The organism is Bordetella genomosp. 7 (genome assembly GCF_002261415.1).
Taxonomy (GTDB): domain Bacteria; phylum Pseudomonadota; class Gammaproteobacteria; order Burkholderiales; family Burkholderiaceae_B; genus Bordetella_A.
The window spans coordinates 17,633-43,518 of the sequence record NZ_NEVI01000012.1 but is presented as its reverse complement, the minus strand read 5'-3'; the positions used below and the strand labels follow the sequence as shown (position 1 = coordinate 43,518).

25 protein-coding genes are annotated in these 25,886 nt (G+C 65.6%); 11 read left to right on the top strand and 14 right to left on the bottom strand.

Features of this window, described 5'->3' with window-relative positions:
• Positions 1-129: 129 nt before the first annotated feature.
• Genes CAL18_RS06050 through CAL18_RS06040 form a run of 3 tightly spaced genes read left to right on the top strand, consistent with a single transcriptional unit; the run spans position 130 to position 2,905 of the window.
• Positions 130-1,104, top strand: a complete 975-nt coding sequence (locus CAL18_RS06050; RefSeq protein WP_094817518.1) for a TRAP transporter substrate-binding protein — start codon at positions 130-132, stop codon at positions 1,102-1,104.
• 6 nt (positions 1,105-1,110) lie between these two features.
• The gene (locus CAL18_RS06045) at positions 1,111-1,611 is read left to right on the top strand and encodes a TRAP transporter small permease (protein WP_094817517.1); all 501 of its coding nucleotides are present in this window, start codon (positions 1,111-1,113) and stop codon (positions 1,609-1,611) included.
• Complete coding sequence (locus tag CAL18_RS06040; protein ID WP_094817516.1) at positions 1,604-2,905, top strand: TRAP transporter large permease; 1,302 nt, start codon at positions 1,604-1,606, stop codon at positions 2,903-2,905. Before CAL18_RS06045 ends, CAL18_RS06040 begins: the two co-directional genes overlap by 8 nt.
• Positions 2,906-3,667: 762 nt before the next feature.
• On the opposite strand, the gene CAL18_RS06035 is transcribed toward CAL18_RS06040, so the two are convergent.
• The 7 genes from CAL18_RS06035 to CAL18_RS06005 form a co-directional block, all read right to left on the bottom strand.
• Positions 3,668-4,462, bottom strand: a complete 795-nt coding sequence (locus tag CAL18_RS06035) for a putative hydro-lyase (protein WP_094817515.1) — start codon at positions 4,460-4,462, stop codon at positions 3,668-3,670.
• Positions 4,463-4,506: 44 nt separating this feature from the next.
• A complete protein-coding gene (locus CAL18_RS06030; protein ID WP_094817514.1) occupies positions 4,507-5,853 on the bottom strand; it encodes an amidase in 1,347 nt (448 codons plus the stop codon).
• 64 nt (positions 5,854-5,917) lie between these two features.
• Positions 5,918-6,601, bottom strand: a complete 684-nt coding sequence (locus CAL18_RS06025; protein ID WP_094796452.1) for a DUF2848 domain-containing protein — start codon at positions 6,599-6,601, stop codon at positions 5,918-5,920.
• 43 nt (positions 6,602-6,644) lie between these two features.
• Positions 6,645-7,928, bottom strand: a complete 1,284-nt coding sequence (locus CAL18_RS06020) for a TRAP transporter large permease (RefSeq protein WP_094796451.1) — start codon at positions 7,926-7,928, stop codon at positions 6,645-6,647.
• Positions 7,925-8,545: a TRAP transporter small permease subunit gene (locus CAL18_RS06015; protein ID WP_094796450.1), complete on the bottom strand. Its 621-nt coding sequence runs from the start codon at positions 8,543-8,545 to the stop codon at positions 7,925-7,927. The genes CAL18_RS06020 and CAL18_RS06015 overlap by 4 nt, the downstream gene beginning before the upstream one ends.
• A 75-nt stretch (positions 8,546-8,620) precedes the next feature.
• Positions 8,621-9,661: a TRAP transporter substrate-binding protein gene (locus CAL18_RS06010; protein ID WP_026639617.1), complete on the bottom strand. Its 1,041-nt coding sequence runs from the start codon at positions 9,659-9,661 to the stop codon at positions 8,621-8,623.
• A 339-nt stretch (positions 9,662-10,000) separates the two neighbouring features.
• A complete protein-coding gene (locus CAL18_RS06005) occupies positions 10,001-10,912 on the bottom strand; it encodes a LysR family transcriptional regulator (RefSeq protein WP_094796449.1) in 912 nt (303 codons plus the stop codon).
• A gap of 93 nt (positions 10,913-11,005) precedes the next feature.
• Between CAL18_RS06005 and CAL18_RS06000 the strand changes: the two genes are divergently transcribed.
• A complete protein-coding gene (locus CAL18_RS06000; protein ID WP_026639619.1) occupies positions 11,006-11,962 on the top strand; it encodes a DMT family transporter in 957 nt (318 codons plus the stop codon).
• A 53-nt stretch (positions 11,963-12,015) separates the two neighbouring features.
• On the opposite strand, the gene CAL18_RS05995 is transcribed toward CAL18_RS06000, so the two are convergent.
• Complete coding sequence (locus tag CAL18_RS05995; RefSeq protein WP_038852327.1) at positions 12,016-12,687, bottom strand: ABC transporter ATP-binding protein; 672 nt, start codon at positions 12,685-12,687, stop codon at positions 12,016-12,018.
• On the opposite strand from CAL18_RS05995, the gene CAL18_RS05990 reads away from it, so the two are divergent.
• Positions 12,686-13,354, top strand: a complete 669-nt coding sequence (locus tag CAL18_RS05990) for an arylesterase (protein WP_170940295.1) — start codon at positions 12,686-12,688, stop codon at positions 13,352-13,354. The two genes, CAL18_RS05995 and CAL18_RS05990, sit on opposite strands and share 2 nt — an antisense overlap.
• On the opposite strand, the gene CAL18_RS05985 is transcribed toward CAL18_RS05990, so the two are convergent.
• On the bottom strand, positions 13,339-15,300 hold the full coding sequence (locus tag CAL18_RS05985) for a SurA N-terminal domain-containing protein (protein ID WP_094817512.1): 1,962 nt from the start codon (positions 15,298-15,300) through the stop codon (positions 13,339-13,341). The two genes, CAL18_RS05990 and CAL18_RS05985, sit on opposite strands and share 16 nt — an antisense overlap.
• A gap of 235 nt (positions 15,301-15,535) precedes the next feature.
• Here CAL18_RS05985 and ugpQ point away from each other — a divergent pair, with 235 nt between their 5' ends.
• Positions 15,536-16,276 (top strand): glycerophosphodiester phosphodiesterase, encoded by a 741-nt coding sequence (ugpQ, locus tag CAL18_RS05980; protein WP_094817543.1) that lies wholly within the window; start codon positions 15,536-15,538, stop codon positions 16,274-16,276.
• A gap of 15 nt (positions 16,277-16,291) precedes the next feature.
• On the top strand, positions 16,292-17,149 hold the full coding sequence (locus CAL18_RS05975; protein ID WP_094817511.1) for a 23S rRNA (adenine(2030)-N(6))-methyltransferase RlmJ: 858 nt from the start codon (positions 16,292-16,294) through the stop codon (positions 17,147-17,149).
• A 22-nt stretch (positions 17,150-17,171) separates the two neighbouring features.
• On the opposite strand, the gene CAL18_RS05970 is transcribed toward CAL18_RS05975, so the two are convergent.
• From CAL18_RS05970 to folC, 5 genes are all read right to left on the bottom strand, one after another.
• Positions 17,172-17,642: a disulfide bond formation protein B gene (locus CAL18_RS05970; RefSeq protein WP_094817510.1), complete on the bottom strand. Its 471-nt coding sequence runs from the start codon at positions 17,640-17,642 to the stop codon at positions 17,172-17,174.
• A 73-nt stretch (positions 17,643-17,715) separates the two neighbouring features.
• Positions 17,716-19,236 carry an amidophosphoribosyltransferase gene (gene purF, locus CAL18_RS05965; protein WP_026639625.1) on the bottom strand — a complete coding sequence of 507 codons (1,521 nt, stop codon included), beginning with the start codon at positions 19,234-19,236 and terminating at the stop codon, positions 17,716-17,718.
• A gap of 23 nt (positions 19,237-19,259) precedes the next feature.
• Positions 19,260-19,748 carry a CvpA family protein gene (locus CAL18_RS05960; protein WP_094817509.1) on the bottom strand — a complete coding sequence of 163 codons (489 nt, stop codon included), beginning with the start codon at positions 19,746-19,748 and terminating at the stop codon, positions 19,260-19,262.
• Positions 19,745-20,530 (bottom strand): SPOR domain-containing protein, encoded by a 786-nt coding sequence (locus CAL18_RS05955; protein WP_026639627.1) that lies wholly within the window; start codon positions 20,528-20,530, stop codon positions 19,745-19,747. The genes CAL18_RS05960 and CAL18_RS05955 overlap by 4 nt, the downstream gene beginning before the upstream one ends.
• A gap of 51 nt (positions 20,531-20,581) precedes the next feature.
• Positions 20,582-21,889 carry a bifunctional tetrahydrofolate synthase/dihydrofolate synthase gene (gene folC / locus CAL18_RS05950; RefSeq protein WP_026639628.1) on the bottom strand — a complete coding sequence of 436 codons (1,308 nt, stop codon included), beginning with the start codon at positions 21,887-21,889 and terminating at the stop codon, positions 20,582-20,584.
• A 160-nt stretch (positions 21,890-22,049) separates the two neighbouring features.
• Between folC and CAL18_RS05945 the strand changes: the two genes are divergently transcribed.
• The 4 genes from CAL18_RS05945 to CAL18_RS05930 are packed head-to-tail and all read left to right on the top strand — an operon-like array spanning position 22,050 to position 25,868.
• On the top strand, positions 22,050-22,460 hold the full coding sequence (locus CAL18_RS05945) for a cupin domain-containing protein (RefSeq protein WP_094796445.1): 411 nt from the start codon (positions 22,050-22,052) through the stop codon (positions 22,458-22,460).
• A 59-nt stretch (positions 22,461-22,519) separates the two neighbouring features.
• On the top strand, positions 22,520-23,485 hold the full coding sequence (locus tag CAL18_RS05940; RefSeq protein ID WP_094817508.1) for a Bug family tripartite tricarboxylate transporter substrate binding protein: 966 nt from the start codon (positions 22,520-22,522) through the stop codon (positions 23,483-23,485).
• The gene (locus CAL18_RS05935; RefSeq protein WP_026639631.1) at positions 23,482-24,702 is read left to right on the top strand and encodes a CaiB/BaiF CoA transferase family protein; all 1,221 of its coding nucleotides are present in this window, start codon (positions 23,482-23,484) and stop codon (positions 24,700-24,702) included. The genes CAL18_RS05940 and CAL18_RS05935 overlap by 4 nt, the downstream gene beginning before the upstream one ends.
• Positions 24,702-25,868 carry an acyl-CoA dehydrogenase family protein gene (locus CAL18_RS05930; protein ID WP_026639632.1) on the top strand — a complete coding sequence of 389 codons (1,167 nt, stop codon included), beginning with the start codon at positions 24,702-24,704 and terminating at the stop codon, positions 25,866-25,868. The genes CAL18_RS05935 and CAL18_RS05930 overlap by 1 nt, the downstream gene beginning before the upstream one ends.
• Positions 25,869-25,886: the final 18 nt, after the last annotated feature.

Genomic DNA, 25,886 nt, shown 5'->3' with positions numbered 1-25,886 from the left:
CTGCGGCCTGTGCGCGCTGTGTGCGCCTTAGAATTGCACGGTTTCTACAAAACCGCGGCAGGCATGCCACGGGGTCTTTCGCGCAAGCCGCCAGGCATGCGCCCATGAGTCGCTATAAGGGGATTTCTCATGAAAAAATTTCTTTCCCTGTTCGCCGGCAGCATTGCGCTGGCCTTCAGTGCCGGCGCCGCCGCCCAGACCACCTGGGACCTGCCCACGGCCTACCCTGCCAGCAACTTCCACGTCGAGAACCTGGTCGAATTCGCCAAAGAGGTGGACTCGCTGTCCAACGGCAAGCTGAAGATCACGTTGCACAACAACGCGTCGCTGTACAAGGCGCCCGAGATCAAGCGCGCAGTGCAAGGCAACCAGGCGCAGATCGGGGAAATCCTGCTGACCAACTTCGCCAACGAAGACCCGGTGTACGCGCTGGATGGCCTGCCGTTCCTGGCCACCGGTTACCCCGCGTCGTACAAGCTGTACCAGGCCCAGAAGCCCTTCCTGGAAAAGAAGCTGGCGTCGCAGGGCATGATGCTGCTGTACGCGGTGGCCTGGCCCCCGCAGGGCATCTTCGCCAACAAAGACCTCAAGACCATTGATGACCTGAAAGGCCTGAAGTGGCGCGCTTACAGCCCGGTCACGGCCAAGATCGCCGAACTGGTCGGCGCCCAGCCCGTTACCGTGCAACAGGCCGAACTGGCCCAGGCCATGGCCACCGGCGTGATCGATTCGTACATGTCGTCTGCTTCGACCGGATACGACACCAAGACCTACGAATACATCAAGAAGTGGTACGACACGCAGGCCTGGCTGCCCAAGAACGCCATCATCGTCAACAAGAAGGCGTTCGACGCGCTGGATCCCGCCACGCAGGAAGCGCTGAAGAAGGCCGGCGCACAGGCTGAAGAGCGCGGCTGGAAGATGTCGGAAGAAAAGAACAAGTGGTACCAGCAAGAGCTGACCAAGAACGGCCTGGAAATCATCACCCCCACGCCTGAGCTGCAATCGGCCCTGACCAAGGTGGGCGAACGCATGATCGAAGAATGGCTGCAGCGCGCCGGCCCGGACGGCAAAGCCATGGTCGACGCGTATCGCAAGATGTAATCACCCATGCGCCGATTTCTCGACACTTTGTACGGCATCGCCGGCCTGTTGGCCGGCGTATGCATGATCGGCGTGCTGGCCTCGGTGCTGGCCGCCATCGTGGCGCGCCAGATGGGCTGGAACATTCCCGGCACCGATGCCTACGCGGGCTACTTCATGGCCGCCGCCGGTTTCCTGGCGCTGGCCACCACCTTCAAGCACGGCGAACATATCCGCGTCACCCTGCTGTTGAACTCGCTGGCCGAGCGCAACGGCCGGCGCCTGGATATCTTCGCCCTGGCGGTGGGCACCGTGCTGGCAGCTGCGTTCGCGTATTTCAGCGCCAAGCTGGTCTACGACTCGCACCTCTATAACGACATTTCCACCGCCAACGACGCCACGCCGCTCTGGATTCCGCAGATCTCCATGGCCGTGGGCACCTTCCTGTTCCTGGTATCGCTGGTCGACGAACTGGTGCGCCGCCTGCGGGGCCTGCCCGCCCCCTCATCTCAGCAAACCCATGAATGAAGTCCTGGTAATTACCCTGCTGGTCATTTCGATCTTCACTTTGCTGGGATGCGGTGTGTGGGTCGGGCTGACGCTGGCCGGCACCGCGTGGATAGGCATGGAGATTTTTTCGAGCCGCCCGGCCGGAGACGCCATGGCGGTCACGATCTGGGGCGCGGCATCGAGCTGGACGTTGACGGCCCTGCCCCTGTTTCTCTGGATGGGCGAGATCCTGTTCCGAACCCGGTTGTCCGAAGACCTGTTCAAGGGCCTGGCTCCATGGCTCAATCGCCTGCCCGGCCGGCTGCTGCATACCAACGTGATCGGCTGCGCGATCTTCGCAGCGGTATCGGGTTCCTCGGCAGCCACCGTCGCTACCGTGGGCAAGATGACCATTCCGGAACTCAAGCGCCGCGGCTACCCCGAAGACAAAGTCCTGGGCACGCTGTCCGGCGCGGGCACGCTGGGGCTGCTGATTCCGCCGTCGATCATCATGATCGTGTATGGGGTGGCGGCCGACGTGTCCATTGCGCGGCTGTTCATCGCGGGCATCGTGCCGGGCATCGTGCTGGCCGCCTTGTTCATGGGCTATATCGCGTGGTGGGCATGGCGCAACCCGGACAAGGTCCCTGCCGCGGACCAGTCCATGACGCTGGGCCAGAAGCTGTATCAGGCACGACACTTGATACCGGTGCTGTTGCTGATCGCGGCAGTGCTGGGTTCGATCTACATGGGCATTGCCACCGCCACCGAGGCCGCAGCCATCGGCGTGGTGGGCGCGCTGCTGCTGTCTCTTACGCAAGGGTCGCTGACGATCAAGTCATTCACGCAGTCACTGTCCGGCGCCACGCGCCTGTACTGCATGATCGCGCTGATTCTGGCCGGCGCGCAGTTCCTGACCCTGGCCATGGGCTACATCGGCCTGCCGCGCACGCTGGCCGAGTGGATCGGCGGCCTGGGCCTGTCGCAGTTCTGGCTGATCGTAGCGTTGATGGTGTTCTTCATCGTGCTGGGCTGCTTCCTCGACGGAATTTCCATCGTGGTGCTGACCATGGGGGTGTTGTTGCCGACTGTGCAGGCGGCGGGCATCGACCTGATCTGGTTCGGCATATTCGTGGTGTTCGTGGTAGAAATGGCGCAGATCACGCCGCCGGTGGGCTTCAACCTGTTCGTACTGTCGGGCATGACCGGCCGCGAACTGCCCTACATCGCGCGAGCGTCGCTGCCGATGTTCGCGCTGATGATCGTGGCCGTGCTGCTCTTGTATATCGTGCCGGGCATCGCCACCTGGCTGCCTCAGCATATGCGGATGTAAGCAGGCCGTCCGCCACGCGCATCATTGCATGTCCCGGTGTCTGACACCCTGCGGGAGTCAGACACCTTTCTTTTGGGGCTGCAGCGATGGGCTTGCGGGTGTCTGACACCCTGCGGGAGTCAGACACCTTTCTTTTGAGGTTGCAGTGATGGGCTTGCGGGTGTCTGACTCCCTGCGGGAGTCAGACACCTTTCTTTTGGGGCTGCAGTGATGGGCTTGCGGGTGTCTGACTCCCTGCGGGAGTCAGACACCTTTCTTTTGGGGCTGCAGTGATGGGCTTGCGGGTGTCTGACACCCACAGGGAGTCAGACACCTTTCTTTTTGGGGCTGCAGCGATGGGCTTGCGGGTGTCTGACACCCACAGGGAGTCAGACACCTTTCTTTTGGGGCTGCAGGGATGGACTTGCAGGTGTCTGACTCCCGCAGGGTGTCAGACACCTTTCTTTTGGGGCTGCAGTGATGGGCTTGCGGGTGTCTGACACCCTGTGGGTGTCAGACACCTTTCTTTTGGGGCTGCAGTGATGGGCTTGCGGGTGTCTGACACCCTGTGGGAGTCAGACACCTTTCTTTTGGAGCTGCAGCGATGGGCTTGGGGGTGTCTGACTCCCTGCGGGAGTCAGACACCTTTGTTTTGGGGCTGCACTGATGGGCTTGCAGGTGTCTGACTCCCGCAGGGTGTCAGACACCATCACGGCTGAAGAAACGACGTGGGCCGCCGGCATGCGGGGGCAGAATCCGGACGTCGGCGATGCCCCTGCCCCGCTACAGCACGGCCATGCGGCTGTTGAGCAGGTCGGTTACCAGCATGTGCCCGGGGGCGTGCGTGATGCAGAACTCGGGCTGCACGGCGGCCACTACCGACTGCGGCGTGACGCCGCAGGCCCAGAACACCGGAATTTCACCGGGCCGTATCTCTACCGCGTCGCCATAATCGGGCTGGTGGATATCGCGGATGCCGATCAGGGATGGGTCGCCCAGATGCACGGGCGCACCGTGCACCGAAGGAAAGCGCGAGGTGACCTGGATGGCGCGGATCGCATCCGCGGCCTTGAGCGGGCGCATCGACACAACCAGCGGCCCATGGAACGGCCCCGCCGGCTCGGTGGCTATGGACGTGCGATACATGGGCACGTTGCAGCCTTGCTCGATATGGCGCACCGGCAGACCGTTGTCGATCATGGCTTCTTCGAACGAAAACGAACAGCCGATCAGGAAGGCCACCAGGTCATCGCGCCACAGCGCGCGGACATCGGTGGGCTCGTCGACCAGATGGCCGTCGCGCCACACCCGGTAGCGCGGAATGTCGCTGCACACATCGATATCCTTTCCGAGCGCAGGCAGAGAAGGATCGCCGGGTTCGGACACGGCCAGCAGCGGGCATGGCTTGGGATTGCGCTGGCAGAAGCGCAGAAAATCATTGGCCACGTCGGCGGGCAGGATGGCCAGGTTGGCCTGCACATGCCCCGGGGCAAGATTGGCCGTGGGGCCGGTAAGCTTGCCGGCCCGCGCATCGAGGCGCACCCGATGGGCCGCGCCGAGGTCTAGGGATTGCGTCATACGGGGTATTCCTGCGGCATGCCATGCATGCCGCGTCAGAGAAACTACAGTTGCAGCAGGTCTTCGACCGCCATGCCGATCGACAGAATGCGGCGGTCAGCGCCATTGGCGCCGGCAATCATCAAGCCCGCGGGCGCCGTGCCTGGTTCATGGCAAGGCACCGACACGGCGCAGCCATCCAGGAAGTTGATGAAAGTCGGGTTGCGCAGTATCAGGCCGTTGGCCGCGTAGTAGGCGTCGTCGCTGGCGGCAAGGTCTGCCACCTTGGGCGCGACCACGGGTACGGTGGGCATCAGCACCGCGTCGTATGCCGCGATACGGTGCTCCACCGCCGCGACCCAGGCTTCGCGCGCATCGAGCAGGTCCAGGTAATCGGCCGCCGACATCTCGGCGCCGCGGCGTATGCGCGAGACGACGCGAGGGTCGTAGCGATCGGCCGCGCGCGCGATCAGGTCGCGGTGCCAGGCCCAGGCTTCCGAGGCCGTGAAACCGCCCTTGGCATTGATGGCGGCCAACTGCGCAAACTCCGGCACTTCGATCTCGTCGATACGCGCGCCGGCTTCGGACAGACGCGACAACGCGGCAGAGAACGACCTGCCCACGTGCTCGTCAACGCCATCGAGCGCCAGCGTCGTGGGGACTGCCAGTCGCAGGCCTTCGAGCATGGCGGGCTGCCAATCGGCCACCTCGTCGCCCGCCAGGATGGCGTCCAGCGTCGCGCAGCAGCGCACCGTGGGAGCAAGCGGGCCGATGGAGTCCAGGCTGGTCGACAGCGGCAGCACGCCGGCCATGGACACGCGCCAGGCGCTGGGCTTGAACCCGGCCAGGCCGCACAGCGCGGCCGGGATGCGCACGGACCCCCCGGTGTCCGAGCCTATGGCGCCCAGCGCCATGCCATCGGTGACCGATACGGCGGCGCCGGACGAGGATCCGCCCGGGATGCGCGCGCTGGCGCGATCCCAGGGATTGAGCGGGGTGCCGTAGTGCGGATTGATGCCCAGGCCGGAATAGGCGAACTCCACCATGTTGGTGCGCCCGATGATGACCGCGCCGGCCGCGAGCAGGCGCTGCACCACCACGGCGTGCTCATCGGCCGCCGGCTCACCCTGGCGCGCCACCGAACCCGCAAGCGTGGTTTCGCCGGCCACATCGAACAAGTCTTTGATGGAAATGGGCAGCCCGTCGATGGGCGAGCGCGACAATCCGGCCGCACGCAAGGTGTCGGAGGCCTGCGCCGCGGCGCGCGCCTGTTGGGCGTACAGGCGCGTGTATACGCGGGCGCCCTCGCCCGCCGGATCCTGCGCGCGCGCCAGGGCGGATTCAGTCAATTCAGCAGAGCTGGAGCGGCCTTGGTGCAGGGCCGCTGCGGTGTCGTTCAAGGTAGGAAGCATGAAGTCCTCGTACCGCCGTGCGGGCGGGCTGGTCGATACACAATAAGTGCCGGCAGCCGCCGCTTCAGGCGACTTCGGGCAGCACCTCGACATCATAGCGGTGACGCAGCACACGCTGGCGGCGCGGGTCGGCCAGCTCCATGATGAAGGTAGTGGATGGACGGATGCCGCCGATGGCCGCGACGGTGCCGCAGGTCATGCCCGTGCCTTCGGGCAGCGGTTGGCCCTGCGTGTAGCCGGCGATCAATTCGCCGGGCGTGCGCAGCGTGGCCAGCGGACCTTCCTGATACAGCACCTCGGCGCCGTTCTCGACGATGTAGGCGCGCACCACCAGCTCGTCCCAGTACTCGGCCACATCGGCCAGGCGCCATGCCGTGGTTCCCACGGGCTTGGCGCATACTTGCTTGGACAGCGCGACGCTGTGCGCTTCGAGCTTGCGATCGGTATGATCGGACGCAATGCTGACAAACATGTCACCGCCGGCGGCGAAGACGAAGGTCTCGACCTCGCCCGAAGACGCGTCCCCTACTACCTGGATGCGGCTGGCCTGCGTCAACTGGTTCTCTGCGATGCGGTAATACAGCGGCACGCTGCTGGGCCGCGGCACGCCAAGAGCAGCAAGCTCTTCGATATGGTGTTCGATGGCCTCCCGGTCGCGCCCGGCCCAGCCGGCGACCACCAGGCTGCGGATGTCGGTCTCGACCGTGCGCGTGGCGCCGTCCGACTCCACTTGAAATACAGCTTTCATGATGAATCCTGGATGAAACTCGATAAAGAAATCCGCCGCGGCATCAGCCGAATACGCGCGGCAGCCACAAGGCCAGGTCGGGGAACACCGCCAGCAGGCCCAGCAACACGAACATGGCCAGCACGAACGGCAGGCTGCCGACGATGACGGCGCCCATGTTGCCGCTCTTGCGCAGGCTTTGCACCACGAACAGGTTCAGGCCCACTGGCGGCGTGATCAAGGCGGCCTCGACCAGCACGATGATGACGATGCCCAGCCAGATCGGGTCGTACCCCATCGCAATCATGATGGGCGCCACGATGGGAATCGTGGTGATCATCATGGACAGCGTTTCCATGAAGCAGCCCAGCACAAGATAGAACAGCACCAGGATCAGCAGCATCCACCCAGGCGACAGGCCCAGGCCCGTGATCGACTGCGTCAGCGCGTCGGTGATGCCGGTGGCCGACAAGACGAAATTCAGGAAACTGGCCGCGATCACGATCAGCATGATCATCGCCGTGGAACGCATGGTGCCTTCGATGGCTTCGCGCAGCATGGTCCACGTCAGCCGGCCAAAGCAGGCTGCAAGGATCAACGCCCCAAGCACGCCGAGCGCCGCCGCTTCGGTCGGCGTGGCCAGGCCCGCATAGATCGACCCCACCACCAGCAGGAAAATGCCCATGGGCGGCGCCAGGTGGATCAGGCTGGCCAGGCGTTGCGCCAGGCTGGCGCGGATCTTATGGCCGCCCCACTGCGGCTTGATGATGCACGCGACCGCCACGGTCAGCATGAACAGCGCCGCCAGCCCCAGGCCGGGCAGTATGCCGGCCAGGTACAGCTTGGGAACCGACGAATTGGTCAACACGCCGTAGATGACCAGGTTGATCGAAGGCGGAATCAGAATGCCCAGCGTGCCGCCGGCGGCCAGGCTGCCCAGGAACAGCGATTCGTTGTAGCCGTACTTTTTGATCTGCGGAAGGGCCACGGTGCCCACCGTGGCGGCCGTGGCGACACTCGAACCGGATGTGGCCGAGAACAAGGTGGATGCGCCGATGTTGGCGTGCATCAGGCCGCCCGGCAGCCAGGACAGCCACAGGCTCATGGCGCTGTACATGCGTTCGGCGAAACCCGAGCGCAGCAGCACTTCGCCGAGCATGATGAACAGCGGAATCGCCACCAGCAGGAACTCGTTGTTCGTGCTCCAGGAAATTTCGCCGATGGCCCGGGTAAGCGGCAGCATCGAATACAGCGGATCGAGGATCAGCCCCAGCAACCCCAGGGCCGCGCCTACGGGGATGGAAATGCCGATCAGCACCAGCAACAGGATAAGAGCGGTGGAAATCACGCTGCGCCCCCCTTGACCATACGTTCGCCGGCGGCGGCCTCGTCATCGGCCTCCTCTTGCGCCGAGCGCACGCCGCATATCTGCTTGACGAGGTCGATGTCGCCGGTGACCAGCGCGATCGAGGCGCGCACCAGCATCAGCGCAACCGTGATGCACATCCACAGCAGACCCAGCGCCCAGAGCCCCTGCGGTATCCACAAGGGCGTGGCCAGCGGCGTATTGGCCGCGGAATTCTGCCCCCATGACGTCTGTGCCATGCCCATGGCGAAGTAGGTCAGGTAGACCATGAAAATGCCCAATGCGACCAGCGACAGCCAGTCCAGCACGGCCGATACCCGCACCGGGAAATACTGGTACAGCACGTCCACGCGCACGTTGGCGCGCTGCAAGGTGGCAAACGCCAGCGCCCACGACGTGCTGATCGCAAACGCATAGCTGGACAATTCATCGGCTCCACCGGTGGTAAAACCAAAGAACTTGCGTGCCAGCACATCGAATGAGATCAACAGCACGCTGGCCACGGTAAGCGCGCCCCCTGCCCAGACCGCCACGCGCGAGAAGGACTCCGCGCGGCGCAGCAAGGCGCCGAGCGCCCGGATTTTTTCAGGTTCAGTCATAGTCATGCCCTTGAGGCTGCGTACGCCGCGCCAGGGCCCGAGGGTCCTGCGCGGCGTACGCCTTGACGCGGTGAATTACTTCTTGGCCTGCAGGCCCAGTTCTTTGCCGATGGTGGCGTTGAAGTCCTGGACGCATTGCGCGGAGCAGCGCGCGGCCCACTTCGGCAGCACGGCATCGTTGAGCGCCTTCTTCAGCAGTTCGCGATCGGCGTCAGTGGGTTGCACCAGCTTCATCTTGCCCTTGACCGGATACGGGCAGGCATCCGCGCCGGTGTTGCAGTCATAGCCTTCTTGCGTCTGGCGCGCAGCCGCATCCCAGATGTCGTCGACCAGCGTCTGGATATTGGTCTGCAGGAAACTGCGCACCTTGGGATCAAGCTTGTCCCAGGCTTTCTGGTTGACGGCGTGGATCTGCTGGTTCCAGTTGATGGGCAGCGCGTACAGGTGTGTCGACACCTCATACCATTTGGCCGAATAACCCGACAACGAACCGGTGATGGCGCAATCGACCACCTTGTTCTGAAGCGCCGGCACCACTTCGCCGAAAGCCATCGTGACGCTGGCGCCGCCCAGGGCCTCGACCAGTTCGGCGGTCGTGCGGCTGCTGGTGCGAACCTTCTTGCCCTTGACGTCGGCCAGGCTGTTGATCTCGGCGTTGCAGAACAGCACTTGTGCGGGATAGGTGGAAATGCCCAGCAGCTTCACATTGGCGCCATCGCCGTACACGCGGGCGTACACCGGCTCGAATGCCTTGGTGACGGCGCGCGCCGTCTTGACGTCGGGCGCCAGGCCTGCCAGGTCGATAGCCTCGTTGATGGGATTATCGCTGGCGAAGTACGACAGTGTGGCGGTGCCGAATTCGATGACGCCTTGCGACATCAGGCGCAGCAGTTCCGGGCCCTTCAGGCCCATTTCGTTAAAGCCCTTGATCTCGGCGGTGACCTGCCCGTTGGACAGTTCAGGCACGGTCTTGGTCCAGAAAGGTTTTTCGTAATCGTTATAGGCCGTCAGATTGCTCAGCCCGCCCACCACCTTGAGGTGGGTCTTGGGCAGGTCTTGCGCATGAGCGGCGGTTCCCAGTATTGCCAGGGCGGCGATGATCAAGGACTTCTTCATGGAGGATTCTCCTTGCAGGCGGGGTTCGATCGCGCGCCGGGCCCCGTTACCTGGTGGCGCGCTGCGGACTGATCAGGGCCTCGCCGTCCATGTCCGGACAGATGCGAGCCCATGCCGCGCATTGCACCGGGCGGCCGCAGGGCTGTCCAATCGTAAGTTGCGATGTCGAGACATAAATAATCTTTATGCCTACCGGCCCCCAGCAATGCCCACCGCCGCAAAGCCAGCATTCATGCGGGTTGCGGGACGACAAGCGACTATTGACGCAGCGCCGTTGCAGGGCCTCCGGCCGAGACGCAGTACCCGCCCATCAGGGAAAGCCCTAGCCTGCCGGCCGCGCTACAGAGGCGGCGAGATCCGCGTCAGCCGCCCCACGGCGGCATGCTGGGCCAACTGCGCAATGGTGCGCGCCATGTGGCTGTCGGGGCCCTGCACCCAGGTAGCGGTAAAGGCCAGATCGGGCAGAGGATCGCCCTGCACCTTCAACAGGCGCAATTCGCCGCTGGCCAGCTCTTTGTCCAGGAATACAGGCGCGATGACGCTGGTGCCGATGCAATCCAGCGTCATGCGCACCACCATGGATAGCGATGCGCTGCCGTACATGCGCGGCGACTGCACGCCGGCACGGGTCAACATATCGCGCACGAACAGATACGGGCTGCTGCTCGACGGGTAGGTGATGACAGGCAACGTTCCTATGCGCTGCAAGCTTATGGGCTCGGGCCCGAGCGCAAGCCGCGGGCTCGCCACCCAGGCCAGCGGATAGGCGCATAGCGGTACGTTCTCGAACCTGGCCTCGTGTATCGGGCCCATCAGGAAGGCCAGGTCGATCTGCCGGGACGTCAGGTGATTGCGCAGCACCGGTGTCGTGTCTACTTCGATCTGCAGCACCAGGGCCGGATAGGCTGCATGCAGGTGCTCGACAAGCCGGGGCAGCCAGGTCTGCACAATGGTTTCGGCCACGCCGATGCGCATCGGCCCGCGCATCACGTTCTGTTCACGCGCGGCTTGCAGCATGTCGCGGCGCAATTGCAGCATGCGCTCGGCATGCGAAACGAGTTCGTGCCCCTTGGCGGTAAGCGTCACGCCCCGCGCATCGCGCTCGAACAGGCGCACACCCAGGTCACGCTCGAGCGACGCGATGCGCTGCGACACGGCAGGCTGCGTCGTGTTGAGTTTTTCCGATGCCGCGCGGAAGCTGCCCAGCGTGGCCACCCAAAAAAAGGTCTCGATGTTTCGCAGATCTAGCATTGCCCGGTTCCGTGTCGCGGCGATCAGCGTATCATGTGCACCGCCTTGCATGGGTTGGCTGCCGCCGCCCCGCCCTTTGCTCCAGGAGACCGCATGACACGGGCTTTTACCGCGCCCGCCCCGACCGGCCCGCATTCCGGCGCCCGACCCACTCGCCCCTTGGTGGGCATCGTACTGTTGATTCTGTCGGCCTGGGTGCTGTCCTGCCTGGACGCCAGCGGCAAATGGGTAATGGAAGCCGGCGTGCCGCTGTGGCTGCTGTGCTGGGTGCGTTACCTGGTGCACCTGCTGCTGGTGCTTGCGCTGGTGCTGCCCCGCCGTGGCCTGGGGGTGCTGCGCAGTGTGCGCCCCCGCGAACAGCTACTGCGCGGGGGATCGATGCTGCTGGCCACTCTGGCGTTCTTCACGACCCTGAGCTACATGCCGCAGGCCGAAGCCACGGCCATCAACTTTCTTGCCCCGCTGCTCGTGCTGGCGCTGGCGCCCTGGGTACTGAAAGAACCGCCCCGCATTTCCCGGTGGGTGGCCGCGGCCATCGCCTTCGGCGGCGTGCTGATCATCGTGCGGCCCGGTGGCGGCCTGCATCCGCTGGGCGTGATGTTCGGCTTGCTGACGGCGTGCTGCTTCGCGGCGCAATTCATCGCCACCCGCCGCGTGGCCCGCGATGACCCCTACACGTCCCTGATCTGGAGCGGCGCGGTAGGCACGGTGTGTCTGACACTGGCCCTGCCGGTCATCCTGCCGCCCGCCCTGCCGGTGCTGGCCGAGCTCAGCGCCGTGAACTGGCTGTTGCTGATATCCACGGGCGTGTCCGGCGCGCTGGGCCACCTGTTGCAGATCGGGGCGTACCGCAACGCGCCTGCCTCGACGCTTGCGCCCTTTGTCTACTTGCAGATTGTCAGCGCCACCGCGGTGGGCTGGATGTTCTGGGGGCATTTTCCCGATTCGCTGACTTGGCTGGGCATCGCCATCATCTGCACCAGCGGAATCGGCATCGGCGTGCTTGAATGGCGGCGCAGCCGCGTCGCCGCCCTGCGCCAGGCGGCCTGACCCGGTTCAGGCATAGCGCGCCCGCAAGCGGCAGGCCGACGCACCGCCGCGCGTCAGGCGGCCAGCCGCCCCGCCGCCAAGACCAGCTGGCGGCCGCAGCGCGCGGCCAGCTGCGCATCGTGGGTAACCAACACCAGCGTGGTGCCGTGCTCTCGGTGCAAATCGAACATCAGGTCAATGACGGTGGCGCCGGTGGCGGCGTCCAGGCTGCCCGTGGGCTCGTCGGCGAACAGCAGGTCGGGCTGCACGACGAACGCGCGCGCCAGCGAAACGCGCTGTTGCTCGCCGCCCGACAAGGTGCGGGGGTAGTGATGCAGCCGCTCGCCCAGCCCGACGCGCTGCAACATGCTTTGCGCCGCTTCGCGGGCAGGCTGGCCCGCCAGCTCGAGCGGCAGCATGACGTTCTCGAGCGCGGTAAGGTTGGGCAGAAGCTGGAACGACTGGAATACAAAGCCCACGTGACGAGCCCGCAGGCGCGCCCGGCCGTCTTCGTCCAGCGCGAACAGGTCCTGGCCGGCCAGGCGCACCGTGCCCGAAGACGGAACATCCAGGCCCGCCATCAGTCCCAGCAGAGTGGACTTGCCGGACCCCGAACTGCCGGTGATGGCCACGGCGCTGCCGGCGGCCACCGTAAAATCGATTCCTTCCAGGATCGACAGCGTGCCGCCAGCGTCGGATACCTGCTTGCCCAGCCCTGCGACTTCGATCGAGACCTTACTATCCATGCGATTATTTTTCCGTTTGTTTGCCGCCGCCGCCATGGCCGCCGCCCTTGCCGTTCCCGCCGCCCAGGCTCAGACCGCCAATGACGCGCCCGGTTCCGCAGCCCGCACCTTGCTGGTAGTGGGCGACAGCCTTTCGGCCGAGTACGGCCTGGCCCGCGGCACGGGGTGGGTGGCGCTGCTTGCCGCGCGCATGGCAGAACAATACCCCAACTACCGGATTGTGAACGCCAGCATCAGCGGCGACACGACCAGCGGCGGCGCCAGCCGCCTGCCCGCCCTGCTCGACCGCCATCAGCCCGCCATCGTCATCCTGGAACTGGGCGCCAACGACGCCCTGCGAGGCCTGTCGCTGCAGATGACCGAACAGAACCTGCGCAACATGGCGCGCCGCTCGCGCGACGCCGGCGCCCGGGTGCTGATGGTGGGCATGCAGATCCCGCCCAACTACGGGCGCGATTACACCCAGCGCTTTGCAGATCTGTTCCCGGCCGTGGCCAAGGCCGAGCAGGCAGCGCTCGTGCCGTTCTTGATGGACGGCATGGCGACCGATCGGGCCATGTTCCAGGCCGACGGCATTCATCCCAACGAACAGGCGCAGCCGGCCCTGCTGGAAAACGTATGGGCCGCGTTGCGGCCCATGCTAGCCCAGGATCAGCCGGCAGACTGATCGGAGCTTTGCAGCGCCGAGGCCGCCTCCGGCAGGATCTTCACCTGGTATTTGTCGCGCAGCATCTTCATGACCCCGGCGTCTTCGGCCTGGCCCCATGCGGCGCCCAGCTGGCGCGCCAGCATATCGCGCGCGGCTGCGTCGGCGGTGCCGGGCTCGATCTTGTCCAGCCGCACCACAACGTAGTCGTCGCCATCGGCCACGCCGGTGTAGGCGGGCAAGGGCTGGGCCGGCAACCGCATGGCGGCCTCCAGCACGGATTGCGAGAGCTGGGCGGGCTGCTGGCGCGACACCACGGTGGCTTCTGAAAAACCTTCGGGCACGGCGGCCGGGTCGGCCTTCCAGCCCTCGAGCGCGGCCGTGGCGGCCTGGCGCGCCGCTTCGGCGGCCCGCTCGTCGACCAGGCGGTCGCGGATAAGCTCGCTGACTTTTTCAAGCGGCGGAACGTGCTCGGGCTTTGATTCGCTGACGCGCACCGCCAGCATCGTGTCGGGCGACAGCTCGATCACGCCGGAGTTCTGCTTTTCGCGCAGCACTTCGGACGAAAAAAGCGCCTGGCGCACGCGCGGATTGTCGAGCAGTTGCGCATCGGGGCTGGCCGCCGCGGCGCCTTCGCCTGCCTGCTCGGCGGGCAACAGGCCGTCACGCGCGATGCCCGTGGCGGTGCGCAGTTTCAGGCCCAGTGCGTCGGCAGCCGGTTGCAGGCTGTCGCGCTGGTCGTACACGGTTTCGGTGAGCTTGGTGGCCATTTCGGCAAAGCGCGAGGCCGCGATCTGCTTGCGGATTTCGGCGGTGATTTCGTCGCGCACCTGGTCCAGCGGCTTGAGGGCAGCAGGCTGCACTTCGGTGATTTTGACGATGTGCAGGCCGGACGGGCTTTCGACCACGCCGGACACCTGGTCTTTGGACAGGCTCCAGATGGCTTTTTCGAGCGCCCCCGCGAGCATGCCAGGCGCCAGCCAGCCCAGGTCGCCGCCATTGTCGGCCGACCCTGCGTCCTGCGAATTGGCGCGCGCCAGTTCGGCAAACCGGGCGGGATCTGCCGCCGCCTGGCTGGCCAGGGCTTCGGCTTTGGCGCGCGCGGCCTTGCGCACGTCTTCGGACGCGCCCGCCGGCACTTCGATCATGATGTGGCTGGCGCGACGGCGCTCGGGCTGCCCGAAGCGCTGCTTGTTCTGCTCGTAATAGCTGGCGATGTCTTCGTCGTTTACCTGCACGCCTTGCGTGGCGGCCGCCTCGTCGAGCACCAGGTACTGTGCGGTGACGTGCTCGGGGACGACCAATTGCTGCTGGTTCGCGTCGTACCAGGCCTGGATATCCTGTTCGGACACCGACACCTGGGAACGATAGGCAGCGGCGTCAAAGCGGCGCAGTTGCACGGTACGGCGCTGCGTCAGGGCGGACTCGAGCGAGGCAATGACCGTGGCAGGAGCGGCGGCCGACTGCGAGATGGGGTCGAGCACCCTGGCCATGGCCAGGTCGCGGCGCAAGCCGGCCTCGAACGACGAGGGAGTCATGCCCTGGGCTGCCAGCACCTGGCGGTAACGCTCCGGCGAAAAGCGGCCGTTGTCCTGCACTTGCGGGATCGCGGCGATGGTATTGCGCAGCGTGCCGTCGGATACCGAGAACCGGTTGTCCGCCGCCACCTGCAGCAGCAGCCGTTGGTCGATAAGCTGGTTGAGCAGTTGTTCACGCATGGCCGGCGTGTCGACCAGGGCCGGGTCGAACTGGCTGCCGAGCTGCTGGCGGAACTGCTCGAGCTGGTTGCGGTGGGCCATATCGAATTCGCCCCGCGTGATGGGCTGGCCGGCAACCGTGGCCAGCTCGGGCTCGCGGCTCATGAAGCTGTCGTAGCCCTGTATGCCGACCAGGAAAAACGACGGCACGATCAGGATCAGCAGAATGAACTGCATCCAACGGCGGTGATTGCGAAATAGATCGAACATGGATTCCCTGGTTGCCGTATGCGCGCACAGGCCAGACGCCCCGCGCCGCATGAAAATGCATAAAAAAAGGCGAATCTGATCGCCCCTGCCGGGTGCCGGAACCGCACCTGCTCAGCGGCCGGAGTTTACCATTTTCGTCCTGGCGCTACAGGTGGCCGCCACGACCGCACCGGCAGGCGGCAAAGGGGTTATTCTTGACAGCCGCCTTCGAAAATACTTGATCACCGTCCACGGCATGCCCGCTCCCTGGCCCTACCCATCCCATATCGCCCATCGCGGCGGCGGCCTACTGGCCCCCGAAAATACCCTGGCCGCCATGCGCGCCGGCGCCCGGCACGGCTTCCGCATGGTCGAGTTCGACGTAAAGCTCAGCCGCGACGGGGTGCCCTTCCTGCTGCATGACGATACGCTGGATCGCACCACCGATGCCCAAGGGCCCGCCGCCGGGCTCGCGTATGCCGACCTGGCTCGCCTGGACGCGGGCGGCTGGCATTCGCCTGCCTACACGGGCGAGCCCGTGCCCACATTTCGCGCCGTAGCGCGCTACGCCATCGCCAATGGCATTGCGTGCAACGTCGAGATCAAGCCGAATCCCGGCCAGGACACGCAGACCGGCACGGCCGTCGCGATGGCCGCGCGGCAATTGTGGCAAGATGTCGGCCCCGCTCCATTGCTGTCATCGTTTTCCGAGGCCGCGCTGGAAGCGGCGCGCGTGGCGGCCCCGGAACTGCCCCGTGCGCTGCTGGTAGAGGAAGTGCCGCAAGACTGGCTGCAGCGGCTGCGCCGCTACGAATGCGTTGCGCTGAATATCAACCACCGCGATGCCACGCCCGCGCTCATCGATGCTGTACACGAGGCCGGCTTTCGCATTGCAGCCTGGACCATCAACGACCCAGCGCGCGCCCGGCTGCTATTGTCCTGGGGCCTGGATGGCATTTTCACCGACGCACTGGCCGATATCGCCCCGCCCAAATAAGCGCAGGATATTAATTTGTTCAGTTACCGACACGCCTTTCATGCCGGCAATCACGCGGACGTGCTCAAGCATGCCGTGCTGGTCCATAGCCTTGATTACCTGAACCGCAAAGATGCGCCCTATTGGGTGGTGGATACGCACGCCGGCGCGGGCCTTTATGCGCTGGATGGCGAATGGGCCGGCAAGAACGCGGAATTCGAAGACGGAATCGGCCGGCTGTGGCAAAGCGACGGACTGCCGCCGCTGCTGCATGAGTACGTGCAACGCATCCGCCGCTACAACCCGGGCCAGCGGCTGCGGCATTACCCCGGCTCCCCCTGGCTGACCCTGGATTCCCTGCGCGAACGCGACCGCCTGCGCCTGTTCGAGATGCACCCCACCGAATCCGAGGTGCTGGTCAAGAACCTGGAGCAGCTCGGCAGGACGGCGCTGCGCCAGACCACCATATATGGCGCGGACGGGTTCGAGGGCATGAAGGCGCTGCTGCCCCCTCCTACCCGGCGCGGCCTGGTGCTGATCGATCCGTCTTATGAAGACAAACAAGACTACAAGCGCACGCTCAATGCCGTAAAAGAAGGCCTGAAGCGTTTTGCCACCGGCACTTATGCCGTCTGGTACCCGCTGGTGCAGCGGCGCGAGGCCACCGAGCTGCCCCGACACCTGGAAAGCCTGCCGGTCAAGAACTGGCTGCACGTGACGCTCACAGTAAAAAAGCCGTCGGGCGACGGCTTCGGGCTGCATGGCAGCGGCATGTACTTGGTGAACCCGCCCTGGACGCTGCACGCCGCCCTGCACGAAGCCATGCCGGTGCTTACCCGGCTGCTGGCGCAGGACGACCGCGCATCGTTCACCTTGCAGCATCGGGCAGCCTGACCGCCGGCCGCCGCGGCCGGCGTCAGCGGCGCCCCAACGCGCCGCGCGCCCCCAGTATTACCAGCACACCGAAAAGCGCCAGGCTCCACAAGGCGTACTCCATGCCCAGCACTTCGACACTGGCATCCATGCAGGTGGCATAGATGCCGAACAGCCACGGCACCGCCCCGTCCAGCCCCGTGCCGCTCATGAACCGGTCTGCGAAGGTCTGGTCGCACGAAAACATGCGCGCCGCGACGTCGTACTGATACCAGGCCGCGGCAATGCCCCCGGCAGCCAGCACGGCGCAAGCGGCCGCGCAGACGCGTGCGAGCGCCGTTGCGCACGCCCCCGCCAGGGCCACTACCCCGATGACCAGATAGATCAGGCGCTGCAGCACGCACCATGCGCACGGGGGCATGTCGAATACGTGCTGCGATACCAGCGCCGCCGCAACAGCGCCAAAGCACAGCAGAGCGATAAGCAGCAACAGGCGCTGGCCAGGGATAAGCATGATGTAGACCGTGGTAAGTAAAACGGATCGCCGGGCCGGGAACCGCGCCCGGCGGCGCGGGCGGGCCGCGCCTTCAGCTGCCGTTGGACCGGTACCCCAGGTTGAACTGCAGGCCGCCGGCGGATTCTTCGTCGCTCGAGCTGCCGCGCGCCTGGCCCAGGCGTTCGAGGTACTCGGGCGTGATGTCACCGGTAATGTACTGGCCGTCGAAGCAAGAAGCCTCGAAGCGGGCCAGGGCCGGATTGATATCGGTCACGGCCTGCTGCATGTCGCGCAGGTCCTGGTAGATGAGCCCGTCGGCGCCTATGGTGCGCGCGATCTCTTCGTCCGAACGGCCCGTGGCGATGAGTTCGCTCTGCGTGGGCATGTCGATGCCGTACACGTTCGGAAAGCGCACCGGCGGCGCGGCAGAGGCGAAATAAACCTTGTTGGCGCCGGCAGCGCGCGCCATGTCGACGATCTCGCGGCTGGTCGTGCCCCGCACGATGGAATCGTCGACCAGCAGCACGTTCTTGCCCTTGAATTCCACGCCTATGGCGTTGAGCTTCTGGCGCACCGATTTGCGGCGCACCGCCTGCCCCGGCATGATGAAGGTGCGACCGACATAGCGGTTCTTGATCAGCCCTTCACGGTAGTCGAGGTTCAGGCGCGCGGCCAGTTGCATGGCGGCCGGCCGCGACGAATCGGGGATGGGCATGACCACGTCGATGTCCCCCAGGCGCATGCTGCGAGCCACCTTGTCGGCCAGGTACTCGCCCATACGCAGGCGCGCGCCGTACACCGACACGCCGTCGATCAGCGAATCGGGCCGGGCAAAGTACACATATTCGAAGATGCACGGCACCAGTTGCGGGCTGTCGGCGCACTGGCGGCTGACCATGCGGCCGTCCAGGTCGACAAACACGGCTTCGCCCGGTTGGACATCGCGCAGAAACTCGAACCCGCTGCCCTCCAGGGCCACGGACTCGGAAGCCACCATCCATTCGACGCCTTCATCGGTTTCCTGGCGGCCGATACACAAGGGCCGGATGCCATGCGGGTCGCGGAATGCCAGCATGCCGTAGCCGGAAATTTGCGCCACGACTGCATAGGCGCCGCGCACGCGCTTGTGCAGCGCCGCCACCGCGCGGAACATCGCGTCCTCGTCGAGCGATACGCCGTTGGCCGCCAGCTGCAGCTCGTGGGCGAGCACGTTGAGCAGGACTTCGGAGTCGGAATTGGTGTTGATATGGCGGCGGTCCACCCGGTACAGCGATTCACGCAGCTCGCGCCAGTTGGTCAGGTTGCCATTGTGGGCGAACGTGATGCCGAATGGCGCATTCACGTAGAACGGCTGCGCTTCTTCTTCGCTTTGGCTGGAGCCCGCAGTGGGATAACGCACGTGACCCAGGCCGCTGGTGCCGGGAAGCGAGCGCATGTTGCGTGTGCGGAATACGTCGCGCACCAGGCCATGCGCCTTGAACATATTGAAGTGGCTGCCGTGCGAGGTAGCTATGCCGGCCGCGTCCTGGCCACGATGCTGCAGCAGCAGCAAACCATCGTAGAGCAGCTGGTTGACTGGCCCGCGCCCCACGACCCCGATGATTCCACACATGGTGATTTCCCGTTTAACGAAACTTAGTATGGCAGCCACGTCGCAAGCGACGGGGGCAGCCATGACTTGATATGCCTGACGGCCTCGGTGGCCGAATGCGAAAACATGGCGTCCTGCCACCAGGGTTCTTGCGGCAGCGGCGTATATCCGCCCAATGCCACCAGGACCAGCACGAACAGCAGGCCGCGCGCCAACCCGAAGATGGCTCCCAGGCCATGGTCGGCGGGCGTGAGCCCCGTGGTGCGGATAAGCGCGGCCAGGGTCATGTTGACCAGCCCTACGCTCAGCAGCACCACGATGAACACCGCCGCATAAGCCACGCCCATGCGCAGCATCGCGGTTTCAATATAGGTTTCGAGCCAGCCATACACGGTAGGACCCCACCAGATGGCGGCCACGAAAGCCAGCACGAAGGCCAGCAGCGACAGCACTTCTTTGAGCAGGCCGCGCACCAGGCCCAGCAGCGCCGACACTGCGAGGATGACCAGGACGACGAAGTCGAAGCCGGTCACTGGCTGGCAATGAAACCGTTGTCGTAGCCCAGGGTGCGCAGGCGCGCCTGGGCCGCCTGCGCGGCATCGCGCGAGGGGAACGGCCCGACACGCAGGCGGTACTGCTGCTTGCCGCCCACCGACGCCTGCTCGACAAATGCATTGGTGACGCCTGCCTGGTGCAGTTTGGTGCGGCGCGACTGCGCGTCGGCCTGGCTGCTGTACGAGGCTATCTGCAGAACGTAGTTGCCTTTGGCGGTGCGGCTGGCCGGCTGGCTGGCCGACTCGGGCGCGCGGCCTTCAAGCAGCGCCAGTGCGCGCGCTCCATCGTCGTCGCGCGGCGGTTTGGCAGGCGGCTTGGGCGGCGCCGCAGGCGGGGCTGCCGGCGGTTGTTCGGGTTGCGCCTGCGCAGAAGCCGGCGGCGCGGCCGGGACAGGTTGCGAGGCCAGGTCGGGCGGCGCCGGCGGCTCGGCCGACGGCTGCGCACCGGAGGATTCCCCCTGCTGCGGCCCCGGGGCCTCGGGGGTGCCGGCGTCGGCCACTACGGGCGGCGACACATTGGGCTGATACGGCGTATTGCGGTCGGGAATGCGGATGGGAATGTCATCGGCCACGGGCACGGGCTCGGAGTCGAGCACCATGGGCAGCACGATGACGGCGGCCAGCACCAGAGCGACGGCGCCCGCCAGCCGGCGCCGGGCGCGCGCACGGAGTTCCGCCGCCTGGGCTTCGCTGGAGACCGACGGACGCGGCCGGGTTGGCGATGCCTGCGAGGCGGAATCTTTGCGAGAAAACAATCCCATGGACAGGAATTCCTTGACCTGGGCGAGGCCGGCGCCCCGCCTGCCCGAGACCTATGGTTTGCGGCCCAACGACTGCAAAACCGAGGCAACGGTGAGAAATGAGCCGAACACCACGATTCTATCACCCTCGCCCGCCCGGGCGCGCGCCGCGGCATAGGCCGCCGCGGGGTCTGGATAGGTCTGCACGGTGGGGGCCTCGTCGGCGGCGGGTGCGTTCCGGAGGGCGGCCGAGACATGCGAGGCCAGCGCTTCGCCCGAGCCGCCGCGCGCACCAGGCAGCGCGGCGCAATACCAGTGATCGATGCGGCTGGCGAGCTTGGCGATCACCCCATCGATATCCTTGTCGTTGAGCATGCCCACCACCGCATGGGTATAGGGGTGAAAACCCATGTTGTCGAGGTTCTGCGCCAGGACGGCGGCGGCATGCGGGTTGTGCGCCACGTCCAGGATGACCGCAGGCTGGCCCGGCAGAATCTGGAAGCGGCCGGGCAGCGAAGCCTGCAGCAGGCCGACGCGCACTGCCTGCTGGGGCACCGGCAGCCGATCGCGCACGGCTTCGAGCGCCGCCAGCGCTGCCGCGGCGTTGAGCAGCTGGTTGGCGCCGCGCAAGGCCGGGTAGGCAAGCGCGTTGCGACGCTGGCCGCGGCCGCCATAGGCCCATTGCTGGCGGTCGCCCGAATAATTGAAATCGTGGCCGAACCGCCAGAGGTCGGCGCCGATGGCCTGTGCGTGGTCGATCAGCGACTGCGGCGGCTGCGGGTCGCTGCAGATGGCCGGCTTGCCGGCGCGATAGATGTGCGCCTTTTCGAGACCGATCTGTTCGCGCGTGTCGCCCAGGTAGTCTGTATGGTCGATATCGACGCTGGTAATGATGGAACAGTCGGCGTCGACAATATTGACCGCATCGAGTCGCCCGCCCAGGCCGACTTCGAGCACCACCGCATCCAGCCGCGCCTGCGAGAACAGCCGCAGGATGGCCAGCGTGGTGAATTCGAAGTAAGTCAGCGTGACGGCGCCGCGCGCCGCCTCGACCGCCGCGAACTGTTCGGCAAGTTCGGCGTCGCTGGCCAATTGCCCGTTGATGCGGGCGCGCTCGTTGAAATCGATGAGATGCGGCGATGTGTACAGGCCGACCCGGTAGCCCGCCGCGAGCAGCATGGATTCGAGCATCGCGCAGGTGGAGCCTTTGCCATTGGTGCCGCCCACCACGAACTTCACGGCATCGAGCCGCAGCGCCAGGCGATCGGCCACCTGCCTGACTCGATCGAGCCCCAGGTCGATGGCCTTGCCATGGATGGACTCGAGATACTGCAGCCACTGCGGCAACGGAGATGTGGCATCGAGACAGGGGGCAGACATGACAACACACATAAATGGCAGACGCGGCAGTTTAGCAGCCAGGCAGGGCCTGCCCCCGCGATACCCCGCACGCCGACCCTGCCATCAGGAAAAATCTACTTGCCATGTGTTTTCACATGCATGAAAATAAATTCACAGTATCGAATACAGGAGACTGGGTATGCCCGACTATCCCCGCTGGCTGGTGCGCGAGTCCGACGTGCCGGGCTACCACCCCGCCAACCACACCGGCACCCTGAACCGCCGCCTGATCGGCGCCGATACGGTAGGCGCCCGCCAGCTCGAAGTGCTTGTGGGAGTGATAGAAAAGGGACAAGGCGCGCTGCCTCATTCGCACCCGGGCATCGAACAGGTGTGCTACCTGCTATCGGGCACGGCGCGCGCTCAGGTTGGCGACGAGTCGGCCGAAATGGTGCCCGGCGATTGCTGCTATTTCCCGCCCGATATTCCCCACGTATTCACCGTTACCAGCGAACAGCCCGCGCGCTTGCTGGTGATTTATGCGCCCCCTTATGAAGAATCGCCCGACCGCGTCATGCGCGGCAACGCGGCGCCCGCCGGCGCGGCCTGACCCCCGCGCCCCTGCCAGACAGGCGGCCGACAGACGCCGCCCATATCAGGAGACTCACCATGCTTTTACGCACGTTGCGCGCCGCCGCCCTTGCCGGCGCGGCCCTGGCGGCGGCCGGCCCCGCGCCGGCGGCCTACCCTGACAAACCGATCAGCCTGGTGGTGCCTTTTCCGGCAGGCTCGGGCACCGACGCCGTGGGCCGCATTTTTGCCGCCGAACTGGGCAACATTCTGGGCCAGCAGGTGGTGGTGGAAAACAAGCCCGGCGCCAACGCGACGATTGCCGCGCAGTATGTCGCGCGCGCCAAGCCGGACGGATACACGCTGTTCGTCACGACCAACACGTCGCACTCGGCCGTCCCGTTCCTGATGAAGAACGTATCGTACGACCCGGTAAAAGACTTCACGCCCATTGCGCGTGGCGGCAACCTGCCCTTTTTGCTGGTGGTCAACCCCCAGCGCCCCTACAAGAGCGTGCAGGAATTGATACGCCATGCCCGCGAGAACCCCGGGCGGGTGACCTACGCCACCGGCAACAGCACGGGCATTGTGGCCGGCGCCACGCTGGCCCGCCGCGCCGGCATCGACATTCTGCACGTGCCCTATAAGGGCACGCCGCAGGCCCTGACCGACCTGGTCGGCGGGCAGGTGGACTTCATGTTCACCGACCTGGCGTCCGGCCTGCCGTTCGTGCAGTCGGGGCAACTGCGCGCGCTGGCGGTATCGACGGCGCAGCGCAGCAGCATCGCGCCCGATCTGCCTTCGATGCGCGAAGCGGGAGTAAAAGACTTCGACCTGAATTCCTGGAACGGCTATTTCGGGCCGGCCGGCATGCCTCCGGAAATCGTGGCCCGGCTGAATGCGGCGATCAACCAGATCGTGTCCGACCCTCAGGTGCGGCAACGCCTGGCGGGCCTGGGTTTTGATGCCTTCAGCGGCACGCGCGAGAGTTTTGCGACGTTCGTGTCCGAGCAGCTCGACCTCTGGGGTACGTTGATCAAGGACGCAGGTATCCAGCCACAATGACTACATCCGCCGATACCGCCGGCCCCTTGGCCGGCGTACGCATACTGGATCTGAGTTCCGTTGTCATGGGCCCCTACTGCACGCAGGTACTGGCGGACCTGGGGGCCGACGTGATCAAGGTCGAATCTCCGTCGGGCGACAACATGCGCGCGGTGGGCCCCATGCGCAACAGCGGCATGGGGCATCTGTACTTGCACCTGAACCGCAACAAGAGGTCCATCGTGCTGGACCTGAAAACGCCCGCCGGGCGCGAGGCCTGCCTGAAGCTGGCGCAAGGCTGCGATGCGCTGCTGTATAACATCCGCCCCCGCGCCATGGCGCGGCTGGGGCTATCGTACGAGGAAGTGGCCGCGCGCAACCCGCGCATTGTGTATATCGGCGCCTACGGATTCAGCGAAGCCGGCCCCTATGCCGGCAGGCCCGCCTACGATGACCTGATCCAGGGACAGACCGGCATTGCCCACCTGTTCCGGCGCCAGGGGGCCGACCTGCCGCGCTACGCCCCATTGACGCTGGCCGATCGTGCGGTGGGCCTGCAGGTGGCGGTCGCGCTGGTGTCGGCCGTGCTGCACGCGCGCGGCCAGGGGCATGGCCAGGCGGTGGAGATTCCCATGTTCGAAGGCATGGCCCACATGGTGCTGGGCGACCACCTGGGCGGCCAGACGTTCGACCCGCCGCTGGGGCCAACGGGCTATGCGCGCCTGCTTTCGGCACATCGGCGTCCCTATGCCACCGCCGACGGCTACCTGTGCCTGCTGATCTACAACGACAAACACTGGCGCCGCTTCTTTACCCTGATCGGCCGCCCCGAGCTGGAACACGACCCGCGTTTCTGCTCGCATACGGCGCGGGCCTGTCATATCGACGAGGCATACGCCTTCGTGGCGGAAGTCATCCGCACGCGCACCACCAGCCAATGGCTGGACGATCTGGCGCGCGTCGACATTCCGGCGGCGCGCCTGTATTCCGTCGACGATCTGCTCGACGATGCGCACTTGCAGGCCACCGATTTCGTGCGCCAGGTCGAGCACCCCAGCGAGGGACGACTGCGCACCCCTGCTCCGCTAGGACGCTACGCCCGCACCCCGCTCGCCATCCGCCGGCCCGCGCCACGGCTGGGCGAGCACAGCCGCGAAATTCTGCGCGAGGCCGGCTGTACCGACGAAGAAATCGACGCCATGATTGCCGCGCGCGCCACTCTGGAAGGATCTGCCTGATGGATTTTGAGTTTTCTTCGGACCAGCTGACATTGCGCGATGCGATCAGCCGGGTCTGCGAACGATTTCCCGACGATTACTGGCTCACGCGCGACCGCGAAGGCGGTTTCCCGCACGAATTCCATGCGGCGCTGGCCAGCGACGGCTGGCTGGGCATCGCCATGCCGCAGGAGTATGGCGGCGCCGGCCTGGGCATGACCGAAGCCGCGCTCATGATGCAGACCATTGCGGCCTCGGGCGCAGGGTTCGCGGGTGCCTCAGCCGTGCACATGAACATCTTCGGGCTTAACCCCGTTGTCGTGTTCGGCACCGATGCGCAGCGCCGCCGCTGGCTGGAGCCCCTGATCGCCGGACGCGAAAAGGCCTGTTTCGCCGTCACCGAGCCCGATGCCGGGCTGGACACCACCAGGCTGTCGACGCTGGCTCGCCGCGAGGGTGACCAATACGTGGTGCATGGCCGCAAGATATGGATATCGACCGCGCAGGTCGCCCACAAGATGCTGCTGCTCGCGCGCACCACGCCGCTGGCCCAGGTATCCAGACCCACCGAGGGGCTGTCGCTGTTCTATACCGACCTGGACCGGAACAAGGTTGAGGTCCGCGAAATCGACAAGATGGGCCGCAAGGCCGTCGATTCGAACATGCTGTTCATCGACGGGCTGCGTATTCCGGTTGCCGACCGCATCGGCGAGGAAGGCCGGGGCTTCGAATATATCCTGCACGGCCTGAACCCCGAACGCATCCTGATTGCCGCGGAAGCGGTAGGAATCGGGCAGGCGGCGCTGGCCCGCGCGGTGCAGTACGCCGGCGAGCGCACCGTATTCGGCCGGCCCATCGGGCAGAACCAGGGGGTGCAGCATCCGCTGGCCCAGGCGTGGATGCAGCTGGAAGCCGCAAATCTGATGGTGTACCGGGCGGCGAGCCTGTACGACGCCGGCCTGCCCTGCGGCCCTTACGCCAACAGCGCCAAATACCTGGGCGCAGAAGCCGGCCACAACGCCTGCCAGACCGCCGTACTCACCCTGGGTGGCATGGGCTATGCCAAGGAATATCACGTGGAGCGCCTGCTGCGCGAAAGTTACATTGCGCGCATCGCGCCCGTGAGTCCGCAACTGATCATGTGCTTCATTGCGGAAAAGGTGCTGGGCCTGCCCAAGTCGTATTGACCGGCAGCGGGTATCGCA

What these genes read in the sequence shown, in the direction of transcription:
- CAL18_RS05990 (WP_170940295.1), top strand. Translation starts at nt 12,686, where the DNA reads ATGCGATTATTTTTCCGTTTGTTTGCCGCCGCCGCCATGGCCGCCGCC.
- CAL18_RS06045 (WP_094817517.1), top strand. Translation starts at nt 1,111, where the DNA reads ATGCGCCGATTTCTCGACACTTTGTACGGCATCGCCGGCCTGTTGGCC.
- CAL18_RS05930 (WP_026639632.1), top strand. Translation starts at nt 24,702, where the DNA reads ATGGATTTTGAGTTTTCTTCGGACCAGCTGACATTGCGCGATGCGATC.
- CAL18_RS05935 (WP_026639631.1), top strand. Translation starts at nt 23,482, where the DNA reads ATGACTACATCCGCCGATACCGCCGGCCCCTTGGCCGGCGTACGCATA.
- CAL18_RS05955 (WP_026639627.1), bottom strand. Translation starts at nt 20,530, where the DNA reads ATGGGATTGTTTTCTCGCAAAGATTCCGCCTCGCAGGCATCGCCAACC.
- folC (WP_026639628.1), bottom strand. Translation starts at nt 21,889, where the DNA reads ATGTCTGCCCCCTGTCTCGATGCCACATCTCCGTTGCCGCAGTGGCTG.
- CAL18_RS05970 (WP_094817510.1), bottom strand. Translation starts at nt 17,642, where the DNA reads ATGCTTATCCCTGGCCAGCGCCTGTTGCTGCTTATCGCTCTGCTGTGC.
- CAL18_RS05985 (WP_094817512.1), bottom strand. Translation starts at nt 15,300, where the DNA reads ATGTTCGATCTATTTCGCAATCACCGCCGTTGGATGCAGTTCATTCTG.
- CAL18_RS06010 (WP_026639617.1), bottom strand. Translation starts at nt 9,661, where the DNA reads ATGAAGAAGTCCTTGATCATCGCCGCCCTGGCAATACTGGGAACCGCC.
- CAL18_RS06015 (WP_094796450.1), bottom strand. Translation starts at nt 8,545, where the DNA reads ATGACTGAACCTGAAAAAATCCGGGCGCTCGGCGCCTTGCTGCGCCGC.
- CAL18_RS06035 (WP_094817515.1), bottom strand. Translation starts at nt 4,462, where the DNA reads ATGACGCAATCCCTAGACCTCGGCGCGGCCCATCGGGTGCGCCTCGAT.
- CAL18_RS06050 (WP_094817518.1), top strand. Translation starts at nt 130, where the DNA reads ATGAAAAAATTTCTTTCCCTGTTCGCCGGCAGCATTGCGCTGGCCTTC.
- CAL18_RS06040 (WP_094817516.1), top strand. Translation starts at nt 1,604, where the DNA reads ATGAATGAAGTCCTGGTAATTACCCTGCTGGTCATTTCGATCTTCACT.
- CAL18_RS05945 (WP_094796445.1), top strand. Translation starts at nt 22,050, where the DNA reads ATGCCCGACTATCCCCGCTGGCTGGTGCGCGAGTCCGACGTGCCGGGC.
- CAL18_RS05940 (WP_094817508.1), top strand. Translation starts at nt 22,520, where the DNA reads ATGCTTTTACGCACGTTGCGCGCCGCCGCCCTTGCCGGCGCGGCCCTG.
- purF (WP_026639625.1), bottom strand. Translation starts at nt 19,236, where the DNA reads ATGTGTGGAATCATCGGGGTCGTGGGGCGCGGGCCAGTCAACCAGCTG.
- CAL18_RS06025 (WP_094796452.1), bottom strand. Translation starts at nt 6,601, where the DNA reads ATGAAAGCTGTATTTCAAGTGGAGTCGGACGGCGCCACGCGCACGGTC.
- CAL18_RS05995 (WP_038852327.1), bottom strand. Translation starts at nt 12,687, where the DNA reads ATGGATAGTAAGGTCTCGATCGAAGTCGCAGGGCTGGGCAAGCAGGTA.
- CAL18_RS06030 (WP_094817514.1), bottom strand. Translation starts at nt 5,853, where the DNA reads ATGCTTCCTACCTTGAACGACACCGCAGCGGCCCTGCACCAAGGCCGC.
- ugpQ (WP_094817543.1), top strand. Translation starts at nt 15,536, where the DNA reads ATGCCCGCTCCCTGGCCCTACCCATCCCATATCGCCCATCGCGGCGGC.
- CAL18_RS06000 (WP_026639619.1), top strand. Translation starts at nt 11,006, where the DNA reads ATGACACGGGCTTTTACCGCGCCCGCCCCGACCGGCCCGCATTCCGGC.
- CAL18_RS06005 (WP_094796449.1), bottom strand. Translation starts at nt 10,912, where the DNA reads ATGCTAGATCTGCGAAACATCGAGACCTTTTTTTGGGTGGCCACGCTG.